15 protein-coding genes are annotated in these 17,114 nt (G+C 73.4%); 3 read left to right on the top strand and 12 right to left on the bottom strand.

Features of this window, described 5'->3' with window-relative positions:
- The first annotated feature begins 568 nt into the window (after positions 1-568).
- Entirely contained in the window at positions 569-1,225 is a 657-nt protein-coding gene (locus D7I43_RS06190; protein ID WP_120327401.1) for a C39 family peptidase, read from the top strand.
- A 115-nt stretch (positions 1,226-1,340) separates the two neighbouring features.
- Here D7I43_RS06190 and D7I43_RS06185 read toward each other — a convergent pair whose 3' ends face one another.
- Positions 1,341-1,988, bottom strand: a complete 648-nt coding sequence (locus tag D7I43_RS06185) for a DedA family protein (protein ID WP_120327439.1) — start codon at positions 1,986-1,988, stop codon at positions 1,341-1,343.
- Positions 1,989-2,065: 77 nt separating this feature from the next.
- Positions 2,066-2,422, bottom strand: coding sequence for a VOC family protein (locus D7I43_RS06180; protein ID WP_120327400.1), 357 nt, complete (start codon positions 2,420-2,422; stop codon positions 2,066-2,068).
- Between the two features lie 153 nt (positions 2,423-2,575).
- Here D7I43_RS06180 and D7I43_RS06175 point away from each other — a divergent pair, with 153 nt between their 5' ends.
- Positions 2,576-5,431: an aconitate hydratase gene (locus tag D7I43_RS06175; RefSeq protein WP_120327399.1), complete on the top strand. Its 2,856-nt coding sequence runs from the start codon at positions 2,576-2,578 to the stop codon at positions 5,429-5,431.
- Positions 5,432-5,576: 145 nt separating this feature from the next.
- Here D7I43_RS06175 and D7I43_RS06170 read toward each other — a convergent pair whose 3' ends face one another.
- From D7I43_RS06170 to D7I43_RS06140, 7 genes are all read right to left on the bottom strand, one after another.
- Complete coding sequence (locus D7I43_RS06170; RefSeq protein ID WP_120327398.1) at positions 5,577-6,179, bottom strand: GTP-binding protein; 603 nt, start codon at positions 6,177-6,179, stop codon at positions 5,577-5,579.
- Positions 6,160-6,546, bottom strand: a complete 387-nt coding sequence (locus D7I43_RS06165) for a DUF742 domain-containing protein (protein WP_120327397.1) — start codon at positions 6,544-6,546, stop codon at positions 6,160-6,162. Before D7I43_RS06165 ends, D7I43_RS06170 begins: the two co-directional genes overlap by 20 nt.
- 5 nt (positions 6,547-6,551) lie before the next feature.
- A complete protein-coding gene (locus D7I43_RS06160) occupies positions 6,552-6,974 on the bottom strand; it encodes a roadblock/LC7 domain-containing protein (RefSeq protein ID WP_120327396.1) in 423 nt (140 codons plus the stop codon).
- Positions 6,975-7,064: 90 nt separating this feature from the next.
- Positions 7,065-9,644 (bottom strand): sensor histidine kinase, encoded by a 2,580-nt coding sequence (locus D7I43_RS06155; RefSeq protein ID WP_120327395.1) that lies wholly within the window; start codon positions 9,642-9,644, stop codon positions 7,065-7,067.
- Positions 9,645-9,768: 124 nt separating this feature from the next.
- The gene (locus D7I43_RS06150; protein WP_240032812.1) at positions 9,769-11,418 is read right to left on the bottom strand and encodes a prenyltransferase/squalene oxidase repeat-containing protein; all 1,650 of its coding nucleotides are present in this window, start codon (positions 11,416-11,418) and stop codon (positions 9,769-9,771) included.
- Entirely contained in the window at positions 11,415-12,317 is a 903-nt protein-coding gene (locus D7I43_RS33485) for a terpene synthase family protein (protein ID WP_396844847.1), read from the bottom strand. Before D7I43_RS33485 ends, D7I43_RS06150 begins: the two co-directional genes overlap by 4 nt.
- Positions 12,314-13,645 (bottom strand): cytochrome P450, encoded by a 1,332-nt coding sequence (locus D7I43_RS06140; RefSeq protein ID WP_192902084.1) that lies wholly within the window; start codon positions 13,643-13,645, stop codon positions 12,314-12,316. Before D7I43_RS06140 ends, D7I43_RS33485 begins: the two co-directional genes overlap by 4 nt.
- Positions 13,646-14,012: 367 nt before the next feature.
- On the opposite strand from D7I43_RS06140, the gene D7I43_RS06135 reads away from it, so the two are divergent.
- Positions 14,013-14,261, top strand: coding sequence for a DUF2630 family protein (locus D7I43_RS06135; RefSeq protein WP_120327392.1), 249 nt, complete (start codon positions 14,013-14,015; stop codon positions 14,259-14,261).
- Between the two features lie 133 nt (positions 14,262-14,394).
- Here D7I43_RS06135 and D7I43_RS06130 read toward each other — a convergent pair whose 3' ends face one another.
- The 3 genes from D7I43_RS06130 to D7I43_RS06120 form a co-directional block, all read right to left on the bottom strand.
- A complete protein-coding gene (locus D7I43_RS06130; RefSeq protein ID WP_120327391.1) occupies positions 14,395-15,330 on the bottom strand; it encodes a serine protein kinase RIO in 936 nt (311 codons plus the stop codon).
- A 186-nt stretch (positions 15,331-15,516) separates the two neighbouring features.
- Positions 15,517-16,161 (bottom strand): HAD family hydrolase, encoded by a 645-nt coding sequence (locus D7I43_RS06125; protein ID WP_120327390.1) that lies wholly within the window; start codon positions 16,159-16,161, stop codon positions 15,517-15,519.
- A 55-nt stretch (positions 16,162-16,216) separates the two neighbouring features.
- A complete protein-coding gene (locus D7I43_RS06120; protein WP_120327389.1) occupies positions 16,217-17,080 on the bottom strand; it encodes a carbon-nitrogen hydrolase family protein in 864 nt (287 codons plus the stop codon).
- Between the last annotated feature and the right edge of the window lie 34 nt (positions 17,081-17,114).

Genomic DNA, 17,114 nt, shown 5'->3' with positions numbered 1-17,114 from the left:
GCCCGACTCATCCCCGTCCAGCCCGACCAACACGACACCGACCAGACCAACGCGGCACCGATCGCCGCCTAACATCAGACCGGATCCCGCGATGGCCGTCTCTTACACCACCAGCGCGGACGCGACCGGCGTCATGTCCGGTTGTGGGGTCGGGTGTGCCGTGGTCGGGGCCACCCCCACGGCGGAATCATGCCCACCCCCGCGTCGTTGAACATGCCGACGCCGGGCGAAGCAGCCACCCCCGCGGCCCACGCACGAACCCCCGGCGAGCACCAACCCCGGCCACCGGCCACCGGCCACCGGCCACCGGCCACCGGCCACCGGCCAAGCCTCTACGACCCGGCCGGCCGCCGCGCCCAAGCCCGGCCGCCGCGGTTCCGAGCCCGTGCGACGCGGCCCCGAGCCCGGTGGAATGCATCCCCGGCCCGGACCGTTACACCCCCGAGGCGCCCAGCAGGCACCACCGCGCCGAGCAGGCACCACCCCCGGCGCCCCCGAATCCTCACGGCACACCCCCGCGCGTGTGCCGCACACCCCCGAAACACCCCCGACCAGAGAGGCACCCATCATGCGTACCGATCTGATCCGCAAGACCGCCCTCACCGCCGCGACCATCGCCGCCACCGGCGGCGGCATCGCCGGCCCCGCCATCGCCGCCCACGCCGCCCCCGCCGAGGGCAAGCCCGCCGCGCAGGTCCAGAACCGCAAGGACCACGGCCAACGCGAACTCAACGTCCGCTACGAGGCCCAGCCCAACTTCTACTACTGCGGCCCCGCCGCCACCCGCAACGCCCTCTCCGTCCAGGGCAAGGACATCAACGTCGACGCCATGGCCAAGGAAATGGGCACCACCGAAGCCGGCACCAACTCCATCAACGACATCACCCCCGTCCTGAACAAGGAAACCGGCAAGAACGCCTACCACAGCGTCGAGATCTCCAGCCCGACCGCCGATGAGAAGCAGACCGACAAGCTGCGCACCGACATCGTCGACACCGTCGACGACGGCCGCGCCGTGGTCGCCAACATCGCCGGCACCGCCGTGGACACCGACGGCAACACCCACTCCTTCGAGGGCGGGCACTACATCAGCGTCGTCGGCTACCGCGACGGCGGCCACGAGGTGAAGATCGCCGACTCGGCCGACCCGGCCACCGCCTCCTACTGGATGAGCGTGGACAACCTGGCCGACTGGATCGCCACCCGCGGCTACAGCGCCTCCTGACCCAACCGAGGCGCACCACCACAAGCGAAAGGGCCCGACCCCCAACCGGGGGCCGGGCCCTTTCGTCGTCCCGGCGCGGGACGCCCCCGCCGTGGGGCGCCCGCCGTAACCCACCTCAGCGCGGCGCGCCGGGCACCGCCTCCTCGCGCTCGGCCTGCCCGTGTGCGCGGCGCGCGCGCCGCCGCAGCCACCACGTGCTGCCGAGACCGGCGAGCACCGCCAGGGCGAGCCCCGCCCAGGAGAAGCTGCTGAGCCAGTGTTCGGCCACGCGGCCGAGGTGGAAGAGCAGGTAGGTGGTGGCGAACGCCCAGACGAGCCCGCCGGCCGCGTTGGCGGCCAGGAACCGGCCGTACGGCACGCGCAGCGCCCCGGCCAGCGGCCCCGCCAGGATGCGCAGCAGCGCCACGAACCGGCCCAGGAAGATCGCCCAGACCCCGTGCCGGGCGAACGTCTGCTCGGCCCGGGCGAGGTGTTCCGGGCCCAGGTGCCGGGGGAAGCGCCGACCCAGCCGGGCGAGCAACGGCCGGCCGCCCCGGCGGCCGACGGTGTAGCCGAGCGAGTCGCCGACGACGGCGCCGAGCGCGGCGGCGGCCGCCACCCACGCCGGCTCGACCACCCCCGTCGCGGCGAGCAGCGCCGCGCTGAGGAGGGTGATCTCGCCGGGGAGGGGCACGCCCACGCTCTCCACCCCGATGACCCCGGCGACGGTCAGGTAGACCGCCAGCGGCGGCAGCGCCACGAGCCAGTGTTGTACGTCCAGCACGCCCACCCTCCCCGTCCGGCGCTCGAACGCTACCCGGGGGCGACGGGACCCGGCGAGGTGCGGGGACGCGTCGCCGGTCACTCCGCCGGAGCGAGGAACTCCAGCCGGTTGCCGTGCACGTCCTCGGTGTGGAACCGGCGCATCCCGGGAAGCTCGCCGTCGCCCCACACCACCGGGGCGCCGGCGGCGGTGAGCCGCGCGGCCAGGTCGTCGAGGTCGGGGCGCAGCAGGGCGGGGTGCGCCTTGCGGGCCGGCCGGAAGTCGTCCTCGACGCCCAGGTGCAGTTCGGCGTCGTGGCCGGTGAACCAGCACCCGCCGCGGGCGGCCAGCGCCGGTGGCTTCGGCTTCTCCGTCATCCCGAGCACGCCGACGTAGAACGCCCGGGACGCGTCCTCGGAGCCGCGCGGACAGGCGAGCTGGACGTGATGGATCATGGAACACCTCCTCGTTCCGCAGACTGGCACGAGGTTGCGCTCATAGCAAGACGGACGTACGGTTTTGTTTGAGTGCGGGACGCCGGTAAGTGTCGCCTAACCTCGGCGGCACCCGGACCGGTGCGACAGACTGCTCAGGACACGGTCGCTGGTGTGAAGGAGTACGACGTGGCGAGCCTCGACACCTTCGGTGCGAAGACCCAGCTACGCGTCGGAGACGCGAGCTACGAGATTTTCAAGATCGACAAGGTGGACGGCCACGACCGGCTGCCGTACAGCTTGAAGATCCTGCTGGAGAACCTGCTGCGGACCGAGGACGGCGCGAACATCACCGCCGACCACATCCGGCAGCTCGGGGCGTGGGATCCCACCGCCGACCCGAGCGTGGAGATCCAGTTCACCCCGGCGCGGGTGCTCATGCAGGACTTCACCGGCGTGCCCTGCGTCGTCGACCTGGCGACCATGCGCGAGGCCGTCCGCGACCTGGGCGGCGACCCCGGCAAGGTCAACCCGCTCGCCCCGGCCGAGCTGGTCATCGACCACTCGGTGATCGCCGACCTGTTCGGCCGCGAGGACGCCTTCGCGCGCAACGTCGAGCTGGAGTACCAGCGCAACAAGGAGCGCTACCAGTTCCTGCGCTGGGGCCAGACCGCGTTCAACGAGTTCAAGGTGGTCCCGCCCGGCACGGGCATCGTGCACCAGGTCAACATCGAGTACCTGGCCCGTACGATCATGGAGCGCGACGGCCAGGCGTACCCCGACACGGTCGTCGGCACCGACTCGCACACCACGATGGTCAACGGCCTCGGCGTGCTCGGCTGGGGCGTCGGCGGCATCGAGGCCGAGGCCGCCATGCTGGGCCAGCCGGTCAGCATGCTGATCCCGCGGGTCGTCGGCTTCAAGCTCTCCGGCGAGATGCCGGCCGGCACCACCGCCACCGACCTGGTGCTCACCATCACCGAGATGCTGCGCAAGCACGGCGTGGTGGGCAAGTTCGTCGAGTTCTACGGGCCGGGCGTGAGCGCCGTGCCGCTGGCCAACCGGGCCACCATCGGCAACATGTCGCCGGAGTACGGCTCCACCGTGGCGATCTTCCCGATCGACGAGGAGACCGTCCGCTACCTGAAGCTCACCGGCCGCACCGAGCAGCAGGTCGCGCTCGTCGAGGCGTACGCCAAGGAGCAGGGCCTCTGGCACGACCCGAACGCCGAGCCCGAGTACTCCGAGCGCCTCGAACTCGACCTGGGCACCATCGAGCCGTCCCTCGCGGGCCCGAAGCGCCCGCAGGACCGGGTGCCGCTGGGCAGCGCCAAGACGCTGTTCCGCTCGGCCCTGAAGGACTACGTGGCCGCCGACGAGACCGGCGGTGACCGGGAGCGCAAGCCCGGCGTGCCGCAGCTGGAGAAGCCGTACGGGGTCGTGGGCCACGCCGACGAGGCCAGCGCCGAGTCGTTCCCGGCCAGCGACTCCCCGGCCAACGGGGTCGAGGACCCGGCCGACGCCCCGCGCGACCTGGAGACCGCGGCGGTCGGCGCCGGCGGGCGCGCCACGAACCCGATCCGGGTCACCGGCGCGGACGGCACCGAGTTCGAGCTGGACCACGGCGCCGTGGTGATCGCCGCGATCACCTCCTGCACCAACACCTCGAACCCGCAGGTCATGATCGGTGCGGCGTTGCTGGCCCGCAACGCGGTGGAGCGGGGCCTGTCCCGCAAGCCGTGGGTCAAGACCACCCTGGCCCCCGGGTCCAAGGTCGTCATGGACTACTACGAGCGCGCCGGCCTCACGCCGTACCTGGAGAAGCTCGGCTTCCACCTGGTCGGCTACGGCTGCACCACCTGCATCGGCAACTCCGGCCCGCTGCCGGAGGAGATCTCCGCGGCGGTGAACGAGGCCGACCTCGCGGTCGTCTCGGTGCTCTCCGGCAACCGCAACTTCGAGGGCCGGATCAACCCGGACGTCAAGATGAACTACCTGGCGTCCCCGCCGCTCGTGGTCGCGTACGCGCTGGCCGGCACCATGGACATCGACCTGGCCAACGAGCCGATCGGTGAGGACAGCTCCGGGCAGCCGGTGTTCCTCCGCGACATCTGGCCGAGCAGCGCGGAGATCCAGGACGTCATCTCCTCGGCGATCGGCGCCACCGGCTTCAGCTCCGCGTACGCCGACGTCTTCGCCGGCGACGAGCGCTGGCAGTCGCTGCCCACCCCGACCGGCGACACGTTCGCGTGGGACGGCGAGTCGACGTACGTGCGCAAGCCCCCGTACTTCGAGGGCATGGAGCGGGAGCCGAAGGCCGTCGGCGACATCACCGGCGCCCGGGTGCTGGCGAAGCTGGGCGACTCGGTGACCACCGACCACATCTCCCCGGCCGGTTCGATCAAGCCGGACTCGCCGGCGGGCCGCTACCTGGCCGAGCACGGCGTGCCGCGGCACGAGTTCAACTCGTACGGATCCCGCCGGGGCAACCACGAGGTGATGATCCGGGGCACGTTCGCCAACATCCGGCTGCGCAACCAGCTGGTCCCCGGCGTCGAGGGCGGCTTCACGGTCAACCACCTGACCGGTGAGCAGACCACGATCTACGACGCCTCGGTGGCCTACCAGGAGGCCGGCGTCCCGCTGGTCGTGCTGGCCGGCAAGGAGTACGGCTCGGGTTCGTCGCGGGACTGGGCGGCGAAGGGCACCATGCTGCTGGGCGTCAAGGCGGTCATCGCCGAGTCGTACGAGCGGATCCACCGCTCGAACCTGATCGGCATGGGCGTGCTGCCGCTGCAGTTCCCCGCCGGCGAGAACGCCGACTCGCTCGGCCTGACCGGCACGGAGACGTTCTCCATCACCGGCGTGACCGCGCTGAACGACGGCGAGACGCCGCGTACGGTCAAGGTCAGCACCGACACGGGCGTCGAGTTCGACGCGGTGGTCCGGATCGACACCCCCGGTGAGGCGGACTACTACCGGCACGGCGGCATCCTGCAGTACGTGCTGCGCCGGATGATCAACAGCTGACGTACGACGGACGAGGGCCCCTCCCCGCGCTCGCGGGGAGGGGCCCTGCTCGTCGTCACGGCCGCGGCGGTCGGCGGTCCGGCACCGGAGCCGCGGTCCGACCAGATGGCCGGGGGCCCGTATCAGCCGGCCGGGAACGGCCGGCTCAGTCCAGCGTGCGGCGGGCGTCCCGGGTCTTCATGGCGTGCTCCAGGAGGGTGATGAGCACCTCCTTGCTGGACTCCCGCCGGCGGGCGTCGCAGAGCAGCACCGGCACCCCGGGGTCGAGGTTGAGCGCCGCCTGCACCTCGTCCAGCCGGTACTGCTTGGCGCCCTCGAAGCAGTTCACCGCCACCACGAAGGGTGTCCCCCGCCCCTCGAAGTAGTCGATGGAGGGGAAGCAGTCGGCCAGCCGGCGGGTGTCGGCGAGCACCACGGCGCCGATCGCGCCGAGCGCCAGCTCGTCCCAGACGAACCAGAAGCGGTCCTGCCCGGGCGTGCCGAAGAGGTAGAGCACCAGGTCGTCGCTGATCGTGATCCGACCGAAGTCCATGGCGACCGTCGTGGTGCTCTTGCTCTCCACCCCGGACAGGTCGTCGATGCCGACGCCGGACTCGGTCAGCACCTCCTCGGTCCGCAGCGGGCGCGTCTCGCTGACCGCACCGACCATGGTGGTCTTGCCGACGCCGAAGCCACCCGCGATCAGGATCTTGATCGCGGTCGGCAGTGGGGTCGCTCCGGCGGGCCGCTCAGAGTGCCCGTAGTCCATTGATTACCGCCTCGAAAACACTGTTGTCGGGAAGGCCGGCCGAGGTGCGCGGCTCGCGGACCTGGACCAGGTTGCGGGCCACCAGATCACCCAGTAGGACCCGGATGGCGCCCACCGGCAGGTCCAGGTGGGCGGCGATCTCGGCCACGGACTGCACACGCTGGCAGAGCCCCACGATTGCCAGGTGCTCCGGGCCGAGGCCGACTTCCGCGCTCACGTCCGCGCGGGTCGCCGTGACCAGCGAGATCAGATCGAAAGTGCCGGTGACCGGGCGGGCGCGGCCGCGCGTGACCGCGTACGGGCGCACCACCGGCCCGGCGTGGTCGTCCACCCACTGGTGCTCCGCGGACTCCCCCTGCACCGTCATGGCGGCTACTTCTCGCCGGGCGGCTGTTCGGCCGTCCGGGTCGGCGACGCCACGTGCTTGCCGACGCGGGTGACCAGCATCGCCATCTCGTACGCGATGAGGCCGATGTCGGCGTCCTCGCTGGCCAGCACGGCGAGACAGGCGTTGCGCCCGGCCGCTGTGACGAAGAGGAACGAGGACTGCATCTCGATGATGGTCTGCTGCACCTGGCCGCCGCCGAACCGCTTGCCGGCGCCCCGGGCCAGGCTCTGGATGCCCGCCGCCATGGCGGCGAGGTGCTCTCCGTCGTCCCGGCTGAGCCCCTGCGAGGAGGCCATCAACAGGCCGTCCGTCGAGAGCGCGACCGCATGCTCGGCCTGCTTCACCCGGCCGACCAGATCATCCAGCAACCACGTCAGGTCGGCACTCGATGCCGTCTTCTGGGCCACTCGTCGTCCTCTTCTCCCACGGCTGGTTAGCCGTCTTCGTCTGGGTCTGACCGTTCCGTCGCGGGCGGACCTCCGCACCGTCGGCACAGGTCAGGTCGCTTGTTGCTCGTCGGTGTCCGGGGCGGGCCCGGGCTCCGGTGCGTCGTCGCCCATGAGGCGGGCGGCCTCCGTCCGGCCCCGGCGGGTTCCGCTCTGGTACGAGCTCATCATCCGGCGCACCTGCTCGGGCGGCCGCACGATCTCCTCGTCGTCGTCATCAGCGGCGGTCGCCGCCGGATCGTCACGCAGTTCGGGAACGATGCTGGCCTGCCGGACCCGCACCGGCAGCCCGGAGTCGGTCCGTGCCGGCTGGATCCGCGCCGGGAGCGGACCGCCCTCGGCGCCGGGTCCGCCGGTGCCCGTCGCGGGGGCGTCGGCCACGGGCCGCGGCACCGCCATCGGCAGGCCCGTCGGCACCGTCGGCCCGTCGAGCGCGGCCTGCGGCTCGGGGGTACGGCGGGTGCGGGTGGGCAGCCCGCCGTCGGCCGGGGGCACCGTGCGGGTACGCGTGGGCAGCGTCTCCCCGTCGACGGCCGTCTCGGCGTTCGCGGACGGGTCGGCGGGCGGCTCGGCGAGCGCCACCGGCGCGGCCGGCTGGGCGGCGACCGGGCCGGCCGGCGCGGGGGCGGTGACCGGCGTGTCCGAACCGCCGACCCCCGTGTCGGCGGGGCCTCCGGCGGCCACCTTCGCGGCGGGGGCGCCCGCGGCCCGGGCGGCGGCCGGGATGCCGCCGGAGGTGTCCGGGTCGTCGTCGGCGCTCGTCACCAGTTCGCTCGGGATGAGCACGACGGCGGTCGTGCCGCCGTACGCGGACTCCTTCAACTGCACCTTCACACCGTGGCGCTCGGTGAGCCGGCTCACCACGTACAGGCCGAGGCGGGAGGCGTTGGCGAGGTTCAGCTCGGACCGGTCGGTGATCCGGTGGTTGGCCGCCGCCAGGTCCTCGGGGCTCATGCCGAGGCCCCGGTCCTCGATCTCGATGGCGAACCCGTTCGCCACCATCTGGCCGCGCACCTCGACCGTGGTGTTCGGCGGCGAGAAGGACAGGCCGTTCTCGATGAGCTCGGCGAGCAGGTGGATGACGTCACCGACCGCCCGGCCGGCGAGCGACACCCGCCCGATCGGCAGCACGTTGACCCGGGTGTAGTCCTCGACCTCGGCCACCGCGCCCCGGATGACGTCCACCATGGGCACGTTGCGCCGCCAGGCCCGGCCCGGGGTGGAGCCGGAGAGCACGATGAGGTTCTCCGCGTTGCGCCGCATCCGGGTGGCCAGGTGGTCGACCCGGAACAGGTCCTCCAGTTCCTCGGCGTCCTGCTCGCGCCGTTCCATGGCGTCGAGCAGGGTGAGCTGCCGGTGCACGAGCGCCTGGGTGCGCCGGGCCAGGCTGAGGAAGACCTCGCGGACGCTGCGGCGCAGTTCGGCCTGCTCGACGGCGGTGCGGATCGCCGTCTCCTGCACCACGTTGAAGGCCTTGCCGACCTGGCCGATCTCGTCGTGGCCGAACTCGAGCGGCGGCGCCTCCTTGGCCACGTCGACGTCGTCGCCGCGACCGAGCCGCTCCACGACGCTGGGCAGGCGTTCGTTGGCCAGCTGGAACGCCGCCTCGCGCAGCCGTTCCAGCTGCCGCAGCAGCGACCGGGCCGTGGTGATCGACACGATGATGGAGGCGACCACGGCGATGAGGCCGAGACCGGCGGCGAGCACCAGCCGCACGATCACCCCGATCGCCACGGGCATCGCGCGGGACACGACGTCCTCGCCGCCGGCGATGATGACGTCGCGCAGGTTCTGCATGGCCGGCGACACGGCGGCGTCCCAGTCGGCCGCCGACACCGGGGGCCGGCCCGGCACGTTGCGGGAGCGGACGATCTGGTCCTCCAGCGCGCGGAACCGCTGGAACTCGTCGCTCGCCACGAGGTTCTGGAAGCGCTCGCGGTCCGTGCGGGCCAGGTCCACGGCCGTCTGCTCCGTGGTGAACCGCTGCGCGCCGACGAGGTGGGCGAACTGGGCCTGCTCGGCCGCGGTTATCCGCCCGGCGGCGAGCGCGCCGGTCAGCAGGGCGTCCTCCTGGGACAGCAGCTCGCGCGCCCGGTTGAGGTCGATGAGGGCCGCCGTCTCCTGCGCGATCTGCGGGTCGTCCAGACCGCCGAGCGCGTCGAACACGCGGAAGATCGAGTCGATGACGCCGACGTACGCCGCCATGGTGGTCGCGCGGTCGACGTTCCGGGCGTCGACGCCGGCCCGCGTCTCGTTGAGCCGGTCCAGGTCGCCCAGGAGTTCGTCGATGCGCTGTTCGAGCTGGCTGCTCGCCGGCACCTCGGTGCGCCAGTCCCGTACCGACTCACGGAAGGTCGCCGCGTAGTCGTCGGTGCGACGCCGTTCCGCGGCCAACTGCTCGAGCTGCGCCGCGTCCGGCCCGCCGAGGTACGCCAGCGACAGCCGGCGTTCCTTCTGGAGCTGCACGAGCAGCGGATCGCTGGGCTCGAAGACCCGCGAGTTGAGCGTCTGCACGCCGAGCAGGTTGAACCCGTCCCGGACGGTGACCCACGCCGCGAAGGCCCAGAGGGCGACCAGCGACACGAGCAGGGCAATGACTTTTGTACGGAGATTCGTACTGCGGGAACCCATCACACCGTCCTGGCCGGATATCTGCTCATGTGTGCACTCATCGACTCCGGCGCACGCTAGCAGTGTCGGGTTGTTCACTCAAGCGGTCCTGATCATGGCACCGTCGACTATGGTCGCGCGCCGGTCAGCCGCCGCCGGCCTCCGGGCGTACGAGCCACCGGGCCGCCCGCACCGCTGCCTGCACGATCAGCGTGGGACGGTACAGGTCCTTGTCGTGCCACAGCTCCGGCGCGCCGTCGTGATCGTCCACCTCGGACAGCCAGGCCGCGCCCCGAGCGAGCGCCGCCGCACCGGCGCCGTCGCGGTTCCCCGCGGCGATCAGCGTCTGCACCGCGTACGCCGTCTCCTCGGCGCTGCCCGACCAGCGTCCCCAGGATCCGTCCGGCCGCTGCCCGGCGAGCACCCAGGACGCCGCCCGGTCGACCGCCCGCCGCGCCGCGTCGGCACTCCCGTACCCGGTCAGGGCCAGCACGGCGCAGCAGGTCGCGTAGTACGGGGAGGCGTGCCAGCGGTCGGACCAGCGTCCGTCCGGTTCCTGCTGGTCGAGGAGCCACCGGGTGACGCGGTCCACCGCGGACGCGAGCCACGGCGCGGCCGGCCCGCCGTACGGCAGCAGGTGCCCGAGCGCGTCGAGCACGTGCGCGTTGGTGGTGACCGACGCCCCGTCCTCCCCCGGCCAGGTGCAGAAGTGCTCCCCGGTGTCGTACGCCCGCAGCACCGTCGGGTCGACGGGCTGGCCCAGCCGGGCGAGGGCGTACACGGTGACCGATGTCGTGTCGGCGTCCGCCGGCAGGCCGGGACCAGTCGGTGTGCCGGTGGGCCCGAGGGCGTCCCGCAGCTCGGCGGTGAGGACGTCGGGCACCCGCACCGGGACGCCGGCCCGGCAGAGCGTGCCGAGGACCCACGACCGCTCGAACACGGTGATCGGACTGGCACACGGCACCGGCCCGCCGTACTGCCGGACGAGGTCCTCCAGGTAGGCCCGGGCCGGGTGCGCCGGGCCGGGATCGGGGCCGAGCCAGGCGGCCGTCGCGGCCGGTGACGCGCCCACGGTGCCGGGGCCGACGGGGCCGACGCCCACGGCCCGGCGGGCGGCCGGGCCGACCACCTCCAGCGCGTGCGCGAGCTTCTCCGGCAGCGGACGGCCGGCGGCGAGCAGCATCCGGACCCGGTCCAGCCGGCCGCCGTCCAGGCCGACGGGCAGCGGTGGCCGGGGCGCGGCGTCCCAGTCGCCGAGGTCCGGCCGCTCCCGCAGCGCGTCGAGGTGCCCGGCGATCAGGTCGGTCAGCGCGGGCACGATGAGGTCGGTCGCCGGCAGGTCCGGTGGCGGCGGCGCCCCCGGCCCGGTCAGCGTGTCGTGGAGCGCACGCAGGCCGCGGTGGGCGACCTGGCCGAGCCGCTCCCGCGCGAAACCGCCGTCACCGCGGCGCAGCACGGCGAGCAGCGCCTCGGTGGCGCTGAGCGTGGGCACCAGGGCGTAGCCGTCCGGCGCGCCCCACGCCCCGTCGGGCCGCTGCGTCCGTACGAGCCACGCGATCCGCTCGCCGTGGCCGGTGAGCCAGGGCGCCAGGCTGACCAGCCGGCCCGTCTCGTACACCGACGGGGAGGACCGTCCGGCCGGCTCGGCCAGCATCGAGGCGACCAGGTCGCCGCCCGGGTCGCGCGCCGACCGTTCGGCCAGCGCCGCGCCCGCCCCACCGGTCGACGCCGCGCCCGCCCCACCGCCCGGCGCGGGACGCTCCGCCGCGGTCTGCTCCCACGGCCCGCCGCTCACCGCGCCCCCCAGAAGTCCGTCGAGCCGTAGAAGCCACTGGTGTAGCCGAGTTGCCGGGTCAGGTAGTCCGCCTCGCGGGGAAACCGGCCGGCCAGGTCGGCGAGCGTCTCGCGGCACCGGGCGGTCAGCGCGGCGGCCCGTCGCGCCACCTCGTCGGCGTCGCCCACCAGGGTGATCGCGTTGAGGTCGCCCCATTCCCGGTCCCGGTCGTGGGTCGCGAGGTCGTTGACGAGCCGCAGCACCCGCTGCACCTCGTCGCTGGCGGCGACGAGTTCCGGAAGCCGATCGTGCACGCCGGCGTCGCCGGTACGGATCCAGTGCGCGACGTTGACCACCGTGCAGGCGAGGTTGTCGGCGTTGTCGAGGTACTCCTCGTAGCTCGGCGGCCGCCCGCCCGCCGTGGCCTCGCGCCAGTCCCACTCCCGGGCCATCGCGGCCAGCGTGCGGGCGACCTCCTCCCGCCACACGCCCCGCGCCCGCGCGTAGCCCGGCGTCCGGGCCAGTTCGTCGCGCAGCTCGGCGAGGAACCGTCCGAGCGCGTCCTCCGCCCCGGGCGCGGCGCCGTCGACCACGGCGAGCGTGTCGGCCACGACACGGTCGACGTCCTCACGGGACTTGGCGAGGTAGTCCACCTGCCAGTCCACGGCGAAGCCCCACAGCACCGCCCGGTTGGCGAACCGCAGCTCGTCCACCGTGCACGTCGGAGCGCTGAAGGCCATCGCGAGCGCGATGCTGCTGAACAGGGCCGGGTCGAACGGCCGGGCGGAGAAGAGGTCGGGGTGGGCGGCGGCCGCCCGTTGCAGGTCGCGCTGCCCCTTCGCGGCGAGCGCGCAGATCCTGCCCTGTTCGGCGGCGAGGTCCAGCTCGTCGCCCGGTCGCTGGGTCCGCGTCATGCTCAGGCCGCGTCCGCCGTCTGCACGAGCGTCAGCTCCACCCGCGTCCGCGGCCGCAGCGCGGCGGCGAGACGCAGGCCCGGTACGCCGGAGCGGCGCAGCCGGAACCGGTAGCGGCTCAGCATCGTGGCCAGGATGAGCTGCGCCTCCAGGTAGAACAGGTACATGCCGAGGCACTGGTGCGGGCCGCCGCCGAAGGGGAAGTGGGCGTAGCGGTGCCGGGCGCGGACCCGCTCGGGGACGAACCGGTCGGGGTCGAACTCGTCCGGCCGGTCCCAGAACGCCGCCATCCGCTGGGTGATCAGCGGGCTCGCGACCATCGTGGCGCCGGCCTCCACCTCCACGCCGTCGATGACGTCGTCGGCCACCGCGCGCCGCGGGATGATCCAGCCGATCGGGTAGAGCCGTAGCAGCTCGTCGAGGACCATCCGGGTGTACGGCAGCTGGGTGAGGTGCTCGCGCCGGACCGGCCCGTCGCCCACCACCCGGGCGATCTCCTCGTACAGCCGCTCGGCGACGTCCGGGCGCTCGTCGAGGTGCGGCCACAGCCAGGTGAGCACGTTGATCGTGGTCTCGGTGGTGGCCGCGAACATCGCCACGGTGTCGTTGCGCACCTGCTGTTCGCTGAGCTGCCGCCCGTCCTCCGTACGCGCCCGCCAGAGCGTGGAGATGACGTCGTCGCCCTCGTCGGCGGTCGCCTTGGACGCGCGGACGATCGGCAGCAGCACGTCGTCGACGATCTGCTTCGCGCGACGGAACGGCCGGTCGCCGGGCATCGGCAGCGACAGCGGCGCGAACGGCACGACGATCCGGGGGATGACGGCGGTCGCGATGACGTCCTGCGCGTCGACGACCCGCATGGCGTCCGGCACCGAGATCTTGTCGCCGAAGAGCACCTTCATGATGGCCCGGCAGACGATGCGGGACTGCTCGACTCCGATGTCGACCATCCGGCCGTCGCGCGACGGCGCGTCGAGCTCGTCGACGGCCTCCCGGATGGCCTCGGCCATGCCGTCGACGAGCGCCTCGATGCGCTTGGCCGTGAACATCGGCTGGAGCGTGCGGCGGCTGGCCGACCAGATCTGCCCCTCGCCGAGGATGCCCTCGCCGAACAGCCGCTTCACCGGACGCCAGAACAGCCCGTCGCCGGCACGCTCGTAGTTGTCGGCCCGCTCGCGGAGCACGTGCTGGACGTGGCGCGGGTGGGTGACGAGGTACGGCCGGAACGAGCCCACGTTGATCCGGACGAGTTCCCCGCCGGTCCGGTTGCCGAGGGCGATGAGGGCACGCGCCGGGTCACGGAGGAGGCTCGGCACCACCTGGTGCAGCGGGATGGTGCGCGCTCGTCGGGTGGCGGACTGCCCGATGTGTGGCGAATGCACCTGCGCCGAACCCCCTTGTTGCGACTGTGCGTCGTGGAACGACTATGTGGAGTCAGGACTCGACCGAGCATGCCATTGCCGAGTCAAACTTCTCTAGTCGCGTCCGGAGAAAATTTCACGGCGCGCAGGTGCGCCGCTGGTAAGGCTCGTGCGCGGGAGTGGCCCGTTTCGCACATCCGCGCGCTTCTCCCGGCCGGCGCCCCCTCCCACCGCCCGGCCGGCGTGACGATCGGCACACCCGCGACCGCCGCGGCCCGGAGCGGCCCGGAGGGTGAGGGAACGCGCGCAGGGCAGAACGCCCTGTGACAGGCTCTTGGTCATGGACGACAAGACGGTCCTGAACCGGATCACCGAGATGGTCGACGAGGAGCACCGGCTGCGCGCGGAGGCGCAGGCCGGCCACACGGGCACCGACGAGGCGACCCGCGACCGGCTGCGGGAGCTGGAGGAGTCCCTCGACCAGTGCTGGGACCTGCTCCGCCGCCGCCGCGCCGCCCGGAGCACCCACGGCGACCCGGACGCCCAGGGCGTACGCCCCAAGCCCGAGGTCGAGCGCTACCTCCAGTGACCGGCGTGGGGCGGACCGGGTCCGGCGGCGCCGCGCCGGCATCGCCGGACCCGGTCGCGCGGGCCCGGCCCCGCGGCGCCCGGCCCGCCCCGTTTCGCGGGCGCCCGCCCGGTTCGGCGGACGCCCGCCCCGTTCAGCGGATTCCCGCCTCGCGCAACAGGTCCTCGGTGAGCGTGGTCGGATCCGCCACGTCGGCCGGCAGGCCCCGGGCCGCGAACCAGGTGGCGACCACCCGGACGTCCCGGGCCAGGAACTCGGGGCCCTGGGGATTGCCCACCACGTCGACCACCTGCGGCAGGTCGATCATGACGAGCCGGTCGTGGTGCACCAGCAGGTTGTACGGCGAGAGGTCACCGTGGGCGTACCCGGCCCGCGCGAGCACCACCAGCGCGTCCACCAGCTGCTCCCAGAGATCGCGCAGTCCCGCCGCGTCCGGCCGGAGCTGGGCCAGCCGGGGCGCGGCCGTCCCCTCGTCCGGGTCGCCGAGGAACTCCAGCATCAGTTCCGTGCCGCGCAGCTGCACCGGGTAGGGCACGGCGATCCTGCCGTGCGCCGCGCCGATCTCCCAGAGCCGTGCCAGCGCCGTGAACTCGGCCGCCGCCCACTGCCCGGCGATGAGCTGCCGGCCGAAGGCGGTCCGGCCGGCCATCGCCCGGTTCTCCCGGGACCGGCGGACCCGCCGTCCCTCCAGGTAGCCGGCGTCGCGGTGGAACAGCCGGTGGTCGGCGTCCCGGTACCGTTTGGCGGCCAGCAGGCAGGAGCGGTCGGTGCCGGGCACCGCCCGGCGGACCAGGTGGACGTCCGCCTCCTTGCCCGTCTTCAGCACACCGAGGTCGGTGTCCTTCGCGGCCAGCTCGGTGACCACCCAGGCCGGGTGCGGCTCCGGGCCGTGCACGGCGTCGTCCCAGGACGACCAGCGCTCGCCGGTGTCCGGGTCCGGTGCGTCGTCCGGGTCGGCGACGACCGGCTCGGGTCGCCGGCCGTGCCTCAGAAACTGCGGTTCGTCGTCGTCGAAGCGGCGCCTGCCGCGGGTCCGGCGCCCCTGCGCCGGAAAGTCGTGTTCGCGCACTGCGGTGGTTGTCCCTTGATCGAGGCGGATGGAGGCCGGTGAAGACGACCCGAGATGACGGCCATGACCGACCCCCTCTCCTCGACGGGCGTACGCCCGTGTGCACGATGCGCGCTCCATGCTCACCGGCGCCCCGCGACCGGTCAATCGAATTTGCGTGACCCGGCCGGGCCGCGACCGCCGCGGTCAGCCGGCCAGGACGGTGGCGACCGCGGCGATCAGCCCGTCCGCGACCCGGGTCGGGCGGAACCGGCCGTCCGACCAGGTCCTCCCCCGGTGCAGCCAGACGCTGGGCAGGCCGACCGCCGCCGCGCCGCCGATGTCGGCCTCCGGGCTGTCGCCGACCACCCACGCCCCGCGCAGCCGCATCCGCACCCGCTGCGCCGCCATGGCGAAGATGCGCGGGTTGGGCTTGCTGACCCCGGCCTCCTCGGAGATGACCCAGTCCGCGACGTACCGGTCGAGCCCGGTGTTACGGATCTTGGCTTCCTCCTGCCGTACCGCCCCGTTGGTGACCACCACCGGCACCCAGCCGGCGTCGTCGGCGATCCGCAGCGCACAGGCCACCAGCGGGTCGAGGCGGGTGTGCGTCACCACCCCGTCGTGCAGTTCCTCCACGAGGTCGATCGACGGGATGCGCAGGGCGTACCGGTCCCGGATCGCGTCGGCCACGTCCCACCGGTCGGTCAGCCCGTCGGCGTCGATGGACAACAGCCAGTCGATGTCGCTTCGGGGCGCGCCGATGCCGTCGAGGAAGCGCTGCCCCCAGGCGCGGAACGCCCCGGCTCGGTCGAGCAGGGTGTTGTCCAGGTCCAGGAGGAGCAGTGGCACTCGGGCACCCTACGGGAACCAGCGCCTCCGCCGACAGATCCGTTACGTGAACTCCTCAGCCGACCAGCGAGAGCCGGTCGGAACCCTGGTCGGGCAGGCGGTCGGCGAGCATCGAGTGCGCCGCCCGGGTGGCCGCGAGCTGGGCCGGGTCGAGCGTCGCGACCAGGACGTCCTCGCCGGCGTCCGCGCCGCGGGCCAGCGGGCGCCCCTCCGGGTCGTAGACGGCCGCCCCGCCGTTGAAGCGCCAGGGGTCGGCGCCGCCCACGGCGTTGGCGAAGACCACGTACATGGTGTTGTCGAGGGCCCGGGCCGCGTAGTAGAGGTCGCGGCGGTGCTCCGAGCCGGCCAGGTAGCCGCTCGGGCAGAGGTAACCGTGCGCGCCGTCGGCGGCGGCGGCCCGGCCGTGCTCGGGGAAGCAGCCGTCGTAGCAGATGCCGAGCCCCAGCCGCCAGCCGTCGACGAGCAGGGTGGCACCCCGGGACCCGGGACTGAAGAGTTCCCGCTCGTCGCCCCACAGCTGCTGCTTGTCGTAGCCCACCCGCACGGCCCCACCGCGGTCCACGACGAGGGAGGAGATGGTGCGCCGCCCGTCGGGGTGGCGCACAGCGGCGCCGACCACCACGGTGACTCCGCCGGCGGCGGCCGCCTCGCACAGCGGCGCCAGGCGCGGATCCGTCACCGTACGCTCGCCGGTGGTCGCCACGTCGGTGCCGGCGGGGTCCGCCGAGAGCGTCGGCGGGTGGTACGCGGGCAGGAAGAGCTCCGGGAGTACGGCCACCCGGGCACCCCGCTCGGCGGCCCGGGTGACGAGCCGGGCGGCGGTGGCGGCGTTGCCGGCGACGTCCCCGGGCACCGGCTCGGCCTGCACGGCGGCCACGGTCAGCGGGGCGGGAGGGAGGGCGGCGGGGGGTGGCGTCACGCGGCCGATGGTAGACCGGGGCCGGTACGACCTC

Source organism: Micromonospora globbae, from assembly GCF_003610785.1.
In the GTDB taxonomy this organism is placed as follows: domain Bacteria; phylum Actinomycetota; class Actinomycetes; order Mycobacteriales; family Micromonosporaceae; genus Micromonospora; species Micromonospora globbae.
Note: the sequence above shows the minus strand (reverse complement) of the source record. Positions and strands in the feature narration are given on the sequence as shown.

Excerpts from the sequence above, each read along its gene's own strand:
- D7I43_RS06190 (WP_120327401.1), top strand. The coding sequence starts at position 569 with ATGCGTACCGATCTGATCCGCAAGACCGCCCTCACCGCCGCGACCATC.
- D7I43_RS06180 (WP_120327400.1), bottom strand. The coding sequence starts at position 2,422 with ATGATCCATCACGTCCAGCTCGCCTGTCCGCGCGGCTCCGAGGACGCG.
- D7I43_RS06170 (WP_120327398.1), bottom strand. The coding sequence starts at position 6,179 with ATGGACTACGGGCACTCTGAGCGGCCCGCCGGAGCGACCCCACTGCCG.
- D7I43_RS06165 (WP_120327397.1), bottom strand. The coding sequence starts at position 6,546 with ATGACGGTGCAGGGGGAGTCCGCGGAGCACCAGTGGGTGGACGACCAC.
- D7I43_RS06155 (WP_120327395.1), bottom strand. The coding sequence starts at position 9,644 with ATGGGTTCCCGCAGTACGAATCTCCGTACAAAAGTCATTGCCCTGCTC.
- D7I43_RS06135 (WP_120327392.1), top strand. The coding sequence starts at position 14,013 with ATGGACGACAAGACGGTCCTGAACCGGATCACCGAGATGGTCGACGAG.